The sequence below is a fragment of the Deltaproteobacteria bacterium genome (assembly GCA_016709225.1).
In the GTDB taxonomy this organism is placed as follows: domain Bacteria; phylum Myxococcota_A; class Polyangia; order Nannocystales; family Nannocystaceae; genus Xiheibacterium; species Xiheibacterium phototrophicum.
The window spans coordinates 1,581,443-1,594,196 of the sequence record JADJEE010000012.1; the positions used below are offsets into that span (position 1 = coordinate 1,581,443).

Consider the following 12,754-nt stretch of genomic DNA (forward strand, 5'->3'; position numbering starts at 1 on the left):
CGTGCCCAAGGTCAGTGCAGGACTGCTCATGGTCCGTCGCGACTTCGATGGCCTGCAGTTCCTGCTCGCCCACCCGGGCGGTCCATTCTTCACGCGGCGCGACGACGGCGTGTGGAGCATCCCCAAGGGCGCGGTCGAGCCCGGCGAGGACAACCTCACCGCCGCGCTGCGCGAGTTCCACGAGGAGACCGGTCTGGCCCGCCCGAGCGGGCCGTTCGAGTCGCTCGGCGAGGTCCGGCAGGCCGGCGGCAAGATCGTCCACGCGTGGGCCTTCTTCGGCGACTGCAATCCTTCGCGACTGAGCAGCAACACCTTCGAGGTCGAGTGGCCGCGCGGCTCCGGTCGCGCGCAGAAATTCCCCGAGGTCGATCGCTTCGCGTTCTTCGACGCCACCGATGCGATCCGCAAGTTGGTCGCCGCCCAGGGCGCGTTCATCGAGCGCGCCGCGGCGCGTCTGCGCTGACCTGGTGCGTGTGGTGCTTGCAGGGGCCGCGTCGGCGACGCCTTGCCCGCCCGCGGCTCCCTGCCCGCGTTCGCCCCGCGATCTCGCCCGCGATCACCCCTACGATCGCGGCTGTGCGCGCAGCCCACCCGAGGCCCGTGGCGGGCACTTGCGGGCGGCAACCCCCGCGCTCGCACGGGCCTTGGGGCCCCGAAAAGCTCGCGCACCGCGACCAGAGGTCGCCCCGCACGGCGCTTGTTGCTATCGTGGGGCGGTGTTCGGCATCGGACCGACAGAGTTCATCATCATCGCCGTCCTCGCGCTGATGCTGTTCTCACCGCGCGAGCTGCCGAAGATCCTGCGCAGCGCCGCGAAGTTCTGGGGCTCGTTGCGCAACACCGCCGACGAGTTCCGCGACGCGATCATGAACGAGGAGGAGATGCACGACCTCCGCGGCATGCTCAAGGGCGGCGCCAACGAGTTCAAGCGCGCCGAGGCGGCCGCCCGTCGCGAGCTGATGAAAGCCCGCATGGAGATGCAGAAGGCGCAGAACAAGCTGCTCAAGACGGTGAAGGCCGCCGAGGAGAGCAAGCGCGCCGAGCTGGCCCCCGCCGAGGGCGCCCCCGCGACCGACGGCGCGGGCACCCGAGAGGGCGCACCGACCCCGGGCGCCAACGACGACGGCGCCCCGCGGACCTCGGGCGAGCCCGCCGCCAGCGACCCGCCGACACCCGCCGGCGCGATCGCCAGCGCGCGTCCCGGCGCGCCGGAGCCCGCGAGCCCACCGTCGCCACCCGCAGTGGTGGCCGCCGAGAAGGTCGATCAGGGCGCCGCCTGACGCGATCGCAGCGTTCGAGGCACGCCGAGAAGATTGTCGAGGACCCGTGGCCGAACCCACCCAGACCAACAACGGTGCCGACGGGCTCGCCGAGGGACCCGAGGGCGACACCCCGATGTCGTTCTTCGATCACCTCGGGGAGCTGCGTCGCCGCATCACGCGTGCGTTCATCGCCCTCGTGCTGGGCGCGGTGATCGCCTACGCCTTCATCGATCACATCACCGCGTTCATGTGGATCCCATTCGGTGAAGCGTGGGACTCCGCCGGCATGGAGGGCCAGCCGACGCTGCTCAACCTCGCTGCGCTCGACGTCATCCTCACCGACATCTGGGTCGCACTGTTCGCCGGCCTCTTCATGGCCGCGCCGGTGGTGTTCTACCAGCTGTGGATGTTCATCGCGCCGGGGCTCTACAACCAAGAGAAGCGCCTGGTCGTGCCGTTCGTGGCCACCAGCGCGGTGATGTTCGTGGCCGGCGCCGCGTTCTGCTACTACGTCGTGCTGCCCATCGCGACCGAGTTCTTCCTGACCTACGGGCAGCAGAAGAACGTCGGTCTCGGCGACGTGGTGGTGAAGACCGCGTACACCTACGCGGACTACGCCAGCTACGTCATGAAGATGCTGTTCGGCTTCGGCATCATGTTCGAGATGCCGCTGGCCGTCTTCTTCCTGTCGAAGGCCGGCATCATCACCTACGTGACGCTGCTGCGGCACTGGAAGATCGCGATCCTGTTGATCACGATCGCGTCCGCGGTGCTGACGCCGCCGGACCCCGTGACGATCTGGCTCATGGGTATCCCCATGACGGCGCTGTACTTCGTCAGCGTGGTGGTCGCGTACGTCGTGAGCAAGCCGCAGGTCGAGGCGATGCGGCGCCTCGAGGCCGAGCTCGCGGCGGCGCCCCCCGACGCGGGTGACGACGACGAGTAGCCCGTAAACTCTGCGCAGTGGTCCGTGCTCGCGGAGCCGCGTCGTCGATCCGGCCGTCGATCCGGCCGTCGATCCGGGCCGCTCGGGCCGCATTGCGCCCGCGAATGCGCGTGGCCCCTTTCGCTCGGCCGCGGGCTTGCCTATTCTCCGCCCCATGTTTGGGTTCCATCGGCGCTCGCTCGCCTGCATGTTCTCGCTGGTCTCGTCGCTGACGTTCGCTGGTTGCACCTGCGGATCGGGTCCCTACGAGGGCGACTACTTCGATGGTGATCGTCCCGGCCCGGCCGACTACAAGTACGCCGAGGGCAGCAAGGGCGATCCCAAGGTCGTCGGCTGCGCCGACGGCCAGCGCGAGGGCTTCGCCGACGTGACCAAGAACCCCCGCGTGGCGGGCTGCGTGGGCACCTGGCCCGCGACCAAGAGCCTGCGGGACAAGCCCACCGGCAAGCCCTGTGGTGACGACGGCGAGAAGTGTGCCGTGCCGGCGGATCTGTGTGCGACCGGCTGGCACGTCTGCGGCGCCGATGGCAAGGGCAGCGACCTCGTCGATCACACCACGCCCAAGGAGTGCGACAACGCCGGGCCCGGCCGCTTCAACGCCGCGATGAGCCACTCGCCGACCGACGAGATCAACCCCTGTCCCGTCATCAAGAAGGACGCGCTGCTGCCGTGCGTGCAGTCCGGCCTCGGCTCCGAGCCGGTGTGCTGCGGCAACGATTGCAAGTCGGGCAAGTGCAAGGACGCGGTCTGGAAGGGCAAGACCAAGATCTCGATCGGCACCAGCGAGGGCTGCGGTGCGGTCGCCAGCGATCGCAACCCCGGCGTGATGTGCTGCTACGACGGCCCGGGGAATCCCGGGGCCGCCGACGCCAAGGTCGACGAGAAGCCAGACGAGAAGGCAGACGCCAAGGTCGACGAGAAGGCCGACGCCAAGGTCGACGCCAAGGTCGACGAGAAGCCAGACGCGAAGGCAGACGCCAAGGTCGACGAGAAGGCCGACGCCACCAAGAAGGACGACGCCAAGGCCGACGCCACCAAGAAGGACGACGCCAAGAAGGACGACGCCAAGGCCGACGCCAAGGCCGACGCGCCCAAGTGACCCCGCGCGCCGCCCCCCGGGCCACCAACTAGCGGAGCCACCAACGCCCTGGTAGCGTTGGCTCGCGATGGAGCCGCTCGCATCGCCGCATGCCGAGCCCTCCGCGTCGCTGCGCACCATCGACGGCCGCTATCGCATCGAGTCGGAGATCGGCCACGGTGCGATGGGCACCGTCTGCCGCGCGTGGGACACCACCGCGCGGCGGCCGGTGGCGCTCAAGATGCTGGCGCTGGCCAAGGTCGACGGCGCACGGCTGCAGCGCGCACAGCGGTGGTTCCGTCGTGAGTTCCACGTCGTCGCCGGGCTGCAGCACCCGCGGATCGTGCAGGTCTACGACTTCGGACTCGACGCCGGATCGCCGTACTACACGATGGAGCTGCTCGACGGTCGCGACCTGCGCGACGTCGCCGACATCGATCTCGACACCGGCGTTCGCATCCTGCGGGATCTGGCGTCGGCGCTGGCATACCTCCACGCACGGCGGCTGGTGCACCGCGATCTCAAGCCCCGCAACGTCCGCTGCACGAGCGACGGCCGCGCCAAGCTGATCGACTTCGGCATCCTCGCGGCGGTCGGCACCGTCGGCGAGATCGCTGGCACGCCCACCTCGATGGCGCCCGAGGGGGTCCGAGGCGCACCGCTCGACGGCCGCGCCGATCTCTTCGGGCTCGGCACGCTGGCGTATTGGATGTTCACCGGGCGCCATCCCTACGAGGCCAGCACGGTCGACGAGCTCGAGTGCGCGTGGCGGGTGGCGCCGCCGCGACCGCGGGCGCTGCGACCCGCCGATGCATTCGAGCTCCCGCCGGCGCTCGAGGAGCTCATCACCGGCCTCATCGCGCTCGACCCCAGCCAGCGTCCGCGCAGCGCCGCCGAGGTCATCGATCGGCTCGATGCGATCGGTAGCCTCGCGCCCGAGCCGGAGCTCGAGGTGGCCCGCGGCTGGCTCAACAGCGCGGCGCTCGTGGGGCGCGACGACGAGCTCGCGCAGCTGCGCGCCGAGGTCGACGCGCTCGAGCACGCCGAGGGCGGCGCGGTGCTGATCGAGGGCGCCGCCGGCCTCGGTCGCTCGCGCCTGCTGCAGGAGGTCGCGTGGCTCGGGCAGCTCGGCGGCGCACTGGTGCTGCGCACCCAGGTCGACGCCGGCAGCTCGGAGCCCTACGCGCTCGTGCGCCGACTCGTGCGCCGCTTCGTCACCGTCGCGCCGCTGGCGGCCGAGCGCGCTGCGGCCGAGCACGCCGCGCTGGTCGGTCGCATCCTCCCGCGAGCACCCGGCTCTTCGGACGCGTGGCCTTGGACCACCACCAGCGGCGAGTTCGACGCCGCCGAGGAGCGCCTGCGGACCCAGCGGGCGCTGCTGGCCTACTTCATGGACATCGCACGGGCGCGCCCGCTGCTGTTGCTCGTCGACGATCTGCACGCGTGCGACGAGGCCTCGGCAGCGACCCTCGCCGCACTCGCCCACGCCTGCGACGCGGTGCCGATCGCCGTGGTCGCGACCTGCCGCAGCGACACCGCCGCCGCGGCGGGCGATGCCATCGCGTCGTTCCGCGAGGCAGCGCTGGTGCTGCAGCTGCGGGAGCTCGCGCCCGACGGCGTGCGCGCCCTGGTCGACGCGGTGTTCGGCGAGATCCACGACGCCGATCGCATCGCCGCGTGGCTGCACCAGCGCGCCGGCGGTCATCCCACGCACACGATGGAGCTGGTGCGCCAGCTGGTCGATCACGGCGTCATCCGCTACGCCGAGGGTCTGTGGGTGACCGGCGAGCTGGTCGACCTCGCGCCGCCCCAGGGCATGGCCGCCGCGATGGAGGAACGCATCGAGGCGCTGCCGGAGCTCGCGCGGCGCATCGCCGAGTTCGTGGCGGTGCTGGGCATGCGAGCCTCGATCGACGCGTGGATGGCTGCCGCGGCCGACGACGACGACACCGTCGACGAGGCCGCCGTGTTCGCGGCCGTCGACGCGCTGGTCTACCGCCAGATCCTCGTCGGCGACGACGCCGGGCTCGAGCCCTGCCACGAAGAAATGCGACTGGCGTTGTTGCGGCGGCTCGCGCCCGCACGCCGCCGCGAGCTGCATGCCCGCGCCGCACGGCTGCTCGACGCCGAGCGCCCGCAGCGTCCCGAGCTCGAGCTGCGCATCGGGCAGCACTGGCTCGCGGCCGGCGAGCGCGCCCGTGCGGCGGCGCTGCTCGAGCGCGCGGGACGACGGCTCTACGAATCGCAGTCGTTCCACGACGCGATCGCACCGCTCGAGGCCGCCCTCGAGGTGTGGCGCGAGCAACCCGACGCGCGCCTGCGCTGTGTCGATCTGCAGCACATGTTGATGCGCGCCGGCGTGCTCGGCGATCGCGACGTACTGCTGCGCCACGCCGACGACGCGCTCGCCGAGATGGACCGCGACAGCGGCCTCGCGCTCGCCCGGCGCCTGATGGGCCTCTTCGGGGCCAAGCTCGCGCTGGTGCTGGCGCTGGCCTGGGCGTGGCTGCGCTGGGCGTTCGCTCGACGCGCGCGCGAGCATCCCCGCGTGGCGATGGCGCGCATGGTCGCGATGACCAACTACACCGCGAGCGTGCATTCGCTGTCGTTCGCCAAGCCGCAGCTGCGCCGCGTGGCGGCCCTGCTCGCGCCGCTGCGCGGGCTGCACGGCCGCGTACCGCGGGCCGCGTACCTCATGGTCGAGAACTTCGTGCTGATCGCCGATGGTCGCTGGCGCTCGCTCGACGCCAACGTCGACGAGATCATCGCGCTCGCGCGGGACGACCGTCGCACGCCGCTGCCGGAGATCGACCGCCGCATGGCCACCGGCACCGCGCTGTACATGCGCTGCTCGGTGCAGGCCGGCAACCAAGACCCCGGCTTCCGCAACAGCCTGGCCGCGCTCGCGGAGCTCGGCCTGCAGTTCTTCACGGTGGGGTCGCAGCTCGCACCAGTGCTGTTCCATCGCTTGCGCGGCGAGGACGAGCTCGCGCGCGAACACTCCGCGCGCGCCGAGGTCGGCTTGGTGCAGCTCGGCAACGCCTGGGTGTTCACCTCGCAGCTACTGTGGCTCACGCCCATCGCCTACGGCTGGGTCGGCGACGTGCTCGGGCTCAAGCGGACCATCGACGAGCTCGAGCGGCGCGTCGTCCACGAGCCCCACTTCGAGCCGTTCCTGGTGATCGCGCGGGCCGAGTACGCCCGCGCCCGCCGCGATCCGTCGGCGGCGATCGAGCTGCTGCGTCCGCTGCTGGCCCGCCTGGGACCCGATGACCTGTTGTTCGCCGCCGTCGCCGAGGGCGCGTTGGTCGACGCGCTGCTCGACGCCGCGCGCCCGCACGAGGCCATCACCGCCGCGCAGAGCTGCCGCACGCGGCTCGACGTCGAGGGCAAGCGCTCGTACCTCGTGCGCATCGACACCGCCCACGCGCGCGCGCTGGTGCAGTGCGATCGCCACGACGAGGCCGCGGCGCTGCTCGAGCGGCTGCTGGGTCAGGCCGAGGGCACCGGCAGTCCCGCGCTGTGCGGCGCGGTCCACGAGGCGCTCGCGGTTCTGGCGGCGGCGCGCGGTGACGCCGAACGCGAGCGACGACACACCGATCAGGCCGCGCTGCTGTACGCGACCACGCGCAATCCCATCCTCATGGCGCGCGGCCGCATGCGCGGCGCCGATGTGGCGCCGTCGGCCAGCCGCAGCCTCGACGACGCGACGCTGCAGCTGGGCGACGGTGAGCGCAGCACGCAGTGATGATCACTCGCGCAGACGCGCGCGCCAGAGATCGTACTGCCCGGCCGCGTTCGAGCTGAAGTACAGCGTGCCGTCGGGCGCCGGCATGGGCCGTCCGGTGTCGGCGGTGCCGACCGTAATCGCCTGCACGCGGTGATCATCATCGACGCGCACGAGGTCGGCGGTGCCGGGGCCGGTGACGTGCTCGAAGATCCAGCGGCCCTGCCCGTCGCGCGCGTGGCCCAGCACGTCGAGGGTCGGCGGCGAGACCACCTTCGTGGGTCCGTCCAGGTGCGTACTCATGGCGACGTGGACCACGCCGCGATCGTGCTCGCGACGGATGAACGCCAGCTCGCGACCGTCGGCGCTCCACACCGGCCGCGCGCCGACACCGAGTGACGTCAGCTGGGCATCGGGCCCGACCACGACGAGCTCCCACGGCGCATCGGCGCCGGCACGACGCTGCACGGCGATGTTGCGACCATCGGGGGACACCCGCGGGTTGGTGAGGTTGAAGCCGACGCCCTGCTCGGGTGCGCGCACGGCCGCGATGGTCTCGGCCTCGCTCGCGCCCGCGGCGAGCGCGACGCGCTGCAACAACGCGATCTCGTCGGCCTGCACGTACACCAGTGCATCACCGCCCGGCATCCACGCGGGCGTGCGCGCCCAGTCCTGCGGCGTCGGTTGGGTCGCGTAGCGTCGCAGCCACATCGGCGCGCCGTCGGGCAGGCTCCGCCACCGCACGTGCATGCCCACGTGTTCGTCGTCGGCGCCGCGCGACCACGACTCGAACCACGCCAGCGCGCGTGCATCGGCCGAGAGCACCGGATCGTGCTCGTGCCACTGCGACGAGGTTTCGCGCATCAGTGCGTGGGCCGCCTCGCCGGCGGCGAGCAACGGCTGCAGCGCGGGTGCCTTCACCACGCCGGCGACCGCCGGCGCGGCCGGTTGCACCCGGAAGATGTCGTAGCGCTGATAGGCGTGGGCCGCGAAGTAGACCCAGCCATCGTGGCCCCACGACGGCTCGCACGCGTCCGCGTCGCCCGAGGTCAGCGCTGCCGCGGCGCCATCGCGCAGGTCGACCAACCACAGGTTTCGGCGCGGCGCATCGGCGCTCCCCTCGTCGATCGCCAGCACCACCCGCGCACCGTCGGGTGAAAACCGCGGGCTCGACTTCGGTCGCGGATCGTCGAGCCACACCGTGACCTCGGCGCTGCCGATCACCGTCGTCACGAGCGCGTCGCCCTCGACACCGCTGCGCAGCCATGCGAGCTGGGTGCCGTCGGGTGAGAGGCTGGCGTCGCGACCGGGAACCACACCGTCGAAGCGCGGCGGCACCTCGCGGGTGCCGAGCGCGGCCCAGTCGGCGCGACCGACCAGGCTCGGCGTGCCCACCAGCGTGACCGCGTATGGGTCCGCACCCGCGATCTGTTGCAGCGGGCGACCGACCCGCGTCGCGAAGTCGCTGCCCGATGCCTCACCCTCGGCGTGGCCCTGCTCGCGTCGCGACAGCCCCTCGTCGTGCAGCACGATCAACGCGCCGTCGGCCGCCCACACCACCGCATCGCCGCCGCCGCTGCGACGCCGCGCGCCACCTCCGTCGCGATCGACGGTCGCGACCACCACCGGATCGTGCCCCTCGAGCAACGCCACCCGCATGCCGTCGGGGGACAGCTCGGGCTCGTGCTCGTCGATCGCCGAGGTCGTCACGCGCACCGGCTCACCCTCGGCGCCCACCGCCGTGAGGGTGTGGCTGCGCGGCAGCGGCCGCACCGCCATCCACGACAACCACGCGCCAGCGGCGGTCAGCACCACCGCGGGCAGCAGGCGCCAGCGCCAGCGCCGACGCTCGCGCGCCCGCGCCGCGATCGCGTCGTCGAGCGAGGACGCGGTCGCGTCGCTGCGACCGGCCCGGGCCCGCAGGTCGAGCCCGAGCACGTTGTCGGCATCGCAGTAGACGCAGCGCACCAGCACCGCCTGCTCGACCGGCGGGAGCGGCCCGCCGCACGCACGGCAGCCAAAGGGATCACCGGGCCGCCGCGGGTCGCGGGCCCCGAAGTCGAGCGTCAGCAGGCGCAGCGCCACGCGGTCGACCAGCGTCGCCCGCAGCAGCACGAACAGACCGGCGATGAGCGCCAGCGGAAACACCAGCAGCGCGAGAACCCGCAGCGCCGCGAGATTGTCCTGCCGGTATAGCCACACCGCTGCTGCGATCGCGCCGGGCCACGCCAGCACCATCGCGGTGCCACCGACCACGAAGCCGAGATTGGTCCGCAGCGCGCCCGGTTGCTCGAGCAGCGACGCCACCGTGCGATCGATGCGGCTGCGCGCCTTCACCAGCGCATCACCGGCGCGCACGCGCACGCGCAGGCGCTCGGGCACCTCGACCTCGGTGCGGCAGCGATGACAGGCGATGCGCTCGGCAGTGGTCGGCATCACCGCCGCACCACAGCCGGCGCAACGCACCAACTCGACGTCGCTCGCCTCGCCCGCATCGTCATCGGCGAGCTCGCCTCGCCCGGCGCGGATCGACTCGAACAACGTCGCCAACGAAGCCCGCTCGTCTGCGGTCGTGGCCTCGGCGAGCACGAGCCGCTCATCGCCCCGCAACACCACCAGGTGCACGATCGCCGCGCCGCTGCGCTCGTGCTCCGACCAGTTGGCAGCGAGGATGTCGCCCGCCGTCAGCGCGTGATCGGTGCTGCTCTCGAGCCGACACGCGTCACCCTGCAGCTGCGACCACGGCACCGCGACGCCGCCGTGCACCCCGCCCTCGACACGCACGCCCTCGGCATCGAGCACGATGTCGCTCGGTCGCGCGCGCAGCACCGTCAGCAGCTGTCCGATCGCGAACACCACGAACAGCAGCGGCACGCCCATGACGAACAGGCCGATGCCGATCGAGGTCTCGTCGCCGCCGTACCACGCGATCGCGCCGCCGAGCACCAACCCGACGGGCACGAACAACACGCCCGGCACCAGCAGCGAGGCTCCCCGGGCCATGCTGACGAGGCTCGTGGTGCCGATCTGCAGTGGAAGGCGGACGCGCGCGTTCAACGAAGGCGGGCCATGTTAGCACCGGCGCGCGGCCGGACGCGCGGCTTCAGCAGGCGATGTCGCCGGCCCGCGAGAGGCTGACGTAGTGATCGATGCACTCGCGCTGCGGTCTACCCACGGCGACCACAGGTGAGGTGACCACGTCGGTATTGCTGCCCCAGAACTGGATCCGCTGCCCCAGCCACACGTGATCGTGCCCCTGTGCCGGCAGCTTGATCGCGCGCAGGCGCAGCGCTGCGTGATCGCGCATCCATGCCCCGCTCTCGCGATCACGAACGCCGACGCACTCGTCGGCGCGGAGGTGATACTCGGTGTTGCGCGTCACGAAGAGGCGATGACGACGGCGATTGAGCGACATGCGACCAGCTTTGGATCATCGCCGCCCGGCCCCGCAAGAAAGCCGCATATCGCCCCGGGCGCGTCCGGTCACCGCCATGCCGGGGGGCTGTGCGGGCGTTCACGGCCGCGGGCTGCTACCATCGCAGGGCCGTGGCCCGCACCGCATCGCCGAGCTGGCGTGATTTCCTGCCGCGATTCGAACGCGGCGCGATGGCGTTGTTCGCCCTCACGCTCGCGCTCTCGGCGCTCGTGGGTGACCGGCCACTGGGCGCGATGCTGCGGGTGCAGCCGGGCGCGCTGCTGAGCGGCGCCGGCCTGTGGCAGCCCTTCACCGCCAACTTCGTGTTCCCCGGCGACGGCGTCGGTCTGGTGATCGGTACGTTGTTCAGCCAGTGGCTGTTCGGCTCCGACCTCGAGCGATTCTGGGGCACGCGTCGCTACGTGACGCTGGTGCTCTCGGCCGGCACCGCCGGCTACCTGGCCTACGCCTTGGTGTCGCCGTGGCTGCCGGAGCTCGAGCACGGCGGCAGCAGCGGCTTCGATCTCGCTGCGATCGCCGCGTATGGCGTCGTGTTCGCGAAGCGCGAGCTATCGCTGTTCGGCGCCGCCACCTTCCGTGGCCGCACGCTCGCCATCATCCTCGTGCTGCTGGGGCTCATCGGTCCGGTGATGCGGGGCGCGTCGTGGACGACCCCGATCCCGTGGTTGATCTCGGTCGGGATCGCGTTGCTCGTGACCACGCAGCCGTGGCGACGCCGCGGCGACCGCGACGGCACCACGCGCAAGCCGAGGGGCAAGGCCAAGCCGTCCCACCTCAAGGTCGTGCCGAAGGAACTGCTCAACTAGCCGCCCGCGCTGGTCAAGGGGGCGCTTTTGGGGCAATCTCGGCCCCAAGGCTGCAAGTTGACCACGCAACGCCGAGAGCCGTCCGAAACCGGCATGACGACCACGTTCTTCGCGGCCCAGCACACGCACAAGCAGCTGCGCCGCGTGATGCTCCGCGTGAAGGACGGCCCCGATCGCGGGGCCCAGATCACGGTCGCGCGCTCGCGCGTCACCATCGGTCGCAGCGCCGTCAACGACCTCGTCCTCACCGACACCTCGGTCAGCGGCACCCATGCCGAGCTCGTCATCGGCGAGTCGGGCGTGCAGATCCACGACCTCGAGAGCACCAACGGCACCTTCGTCAACGGCATCCGTGTGCGCAGCGCGTGGATCGAGCCCAGCAACGCGGTCAAGGTCGGCAAGACCGAGTTCGAGCTGCTGTCGGCCGACGAGGTGCAGGTCCCGATCTCGGGCGAGGATCACTTCGGCGCGCTCTACGGCAAGAGCGCCGCGATGCGCGAGGTGTTCGCGGTGCTCGAGCGCGTGGCCCCGACCGAGATGAGCGTGCTCATCGGCGGTGAGACCGGCACCGGCAAGGAGCTGGTCGCCCGCGCGCTGCACGACGAGTCGAACCGCGCGCAGGGCCCGTTCGTGGTGCTCGACTGCGGCTCGATGCCCCGCGAGCTCGCCGAGGCCTCGATCCTCGGCCACAAGAAGGGCTCGTTCACCGGTGCCGTGACCGATCGCGCCGGCTGCTTCGAAGAGGCCAACGGCGGCACGCTGTTCCTCGACGAGATCGGCGAGCTGCCGATCGACCTCCAGCCCAAGCTGCTGCGTGTGCTCGACCGCCGCGAGGTGCAACGCATCGGCGAGAGCCAGGTCCGCACCGTCGACGTACGCGTGGTCGCGGCGACCCACCGAGACCTGCGCATGATGGTCGGCCAGGGCCTGTTCCGCGAGGACCTCTACTTCCGTCTCTCGGTGATGGCCGTCGATCTGCCGCCGCTTCGCGAGCGCGGCGAGGACGTGCTCATGCTGGCCGAGCGCTTCCTCGCGGACTTCGTGCGCGTGCACGCCAACGCCGGGCCCAAGCCCACGCTGGGCAACCAGGCGCGCGACGCACTGCTGGCCGAGAGCTTCCCCGGCAACGTGCGCCAGCTGAAGAACGTCATCCAGCGCGCGGCCCACCTCTGCCGCGGCGGCGTCATCGAGCCCAGCGACCTGCATCTCGGCCGCCGCGAAGACCCGCGGGCGGTCGCCGCGCAGGCGGCCGCGACCGAACAACAGCGGCCGGTCAGCGCCGGTGGCTTCGACGAAGCGATCATGGCCGCGCCCTTCAAGGACGCGAAGCAGCAGATGGTCGACGGCTTCGAGCGCGAGTACTTCGGCCGCCTGCTCGAGCGCACCGACGGCAACCTCAGCCGCGCCGCGGCCGAGGCAGGGATCACGCGCTACTATCTGCGCGAGCTGCTGAAGCGGCTCGGCATGCACAAGGTCCGCGACGACGGAGACTGAGGAAG

General features: G+C 71.7%; 9 protein-coding genes. 7 read left to right on the forward strand and 2 right to left on the reverse strand.

The features are described 5' to 3' along the window. The first annotated feature begins 1 nt into the window (after position 1). The 5 genes from IPH07_31475 to IPH07_31495 all read left to right on the forward strand — a co-directional run bounded on the left by IPH07_31475 (position 2) and on the right by IPH07_31495 (position 7,034). Positions 2-463: an NUDIX domain-containing protein gene (locus IPH07_31475; protein ID MBK6921960.1), complete on the forward strand. Its 462-nt coding sequence runs from the start codon at positions 2-4 to the stop codon at positions 461-463. A gap of 253 nt (positions 464-716) precedes the next feature. Then, the gene (locus IPH07_31480; protein MBK6921961.1) at positions 717-1,280 is read left to right on the forward strand and encodes a hypothetical protein; all 564 of its coding nucleotides are present in this window, start codon (positions 717-719) and stop codon (positions 1,278-1,280) included. A gap of 46 nt (positions 1,281-1,326) precedes the next feature. Then, positions 1,327-2,208, forward strand: coding sequence for a twin-arginine translocase subunit TatC (tatC, locus tag IPH07_31485; GenBank protein MBK6921962.1), 882 nt, complete (start codon positions 1,327-1,329; stop codon positions 2,206-2,208). Positions 2,209-2,362: 154 nt separating this feature from the next. Beyond that, the gene (locus IPH07_31490; GenBank protein MBK6921963.1) at positions 2,363-3,307 is read left to right on the forward strand and encodes a hypothetical protein; all 945 of its coding nucleotides are present in this window, start codon (positions 2,363-2,365) and stop codon (positions 3,305-3,307) included. Positions 3,308-3,374: 67 nt separating this feature from the next. Further along, positions 3,375-7,034 (forward strand): protein kinase, encoded by a 3,660-nt coding sequence (locus IPH07_31495; protein MBK6921964.1) that lies wholly within the window; start codon positions 3,375-3,377, stop codon positions 7,032-7,034. A 3-nt stretch (positions 7,035-7,037) separates the two neighbouring features. Here the strand turns inward: IPH07_31495 and IPH07_31500 are convergent, their stop codons facing one another. Continuing rightward, positions 7,038-10,070, reverse strand: a complete 3,033-nt coding sequence (locus tag IPH07_31500; protein MBK6921965.1) for a PD40 domain-containing protein — start codon at positions 10,068-10,070, stop codon at positions 7,038-7,040. Positions 10,071-10,116: 46 nt separating this feature from the next. Then, the gene (locus tag IPH07_31505; GenBank protein ID MBK6921966.1) at positions 10,117-10,428 is read right to left on the reverse strand and encodes a hypothetical protein; all 312 of its coding nucleotides are present in this window, start codon (positions 10,426-10,428) and stop codon (positions 10,117-10,119) included. Positions 10,429-10,559: 131 nt separating this feature from the next. Between IPH07_31505 and IPH07_31510 the strand changes: the two genes are divergently transcribed. Both IPH07_31510 and IPH07_31515 read left to right on the forward strand, forming a co-directional pair. After that, a complete protein-coding gene (locus IPH07_31510) occupies positions 10,560-11,255 on the forward strand; it encodes a rhomboid family intramembrane serine protease (GenBank protein ID MBK6921967.1) in 696 nt (231 codons plus the stop codon). Positions 11,256-11,348: 93 nt separating this feature from the next. Then, positions 11,349-12,749, forward strand: a complete 1,401-nt coding sequence (locus IPH07_31515; GenBank protein ID MBK6921968.1) for a sigma 54-dependent Fis family transcriptional regulator — start codon at positions 11,349-11,351, stop codon at positions 12,747-12,749. Positions 12,750-12,754 lie beyond the last annotated feature (5 nt).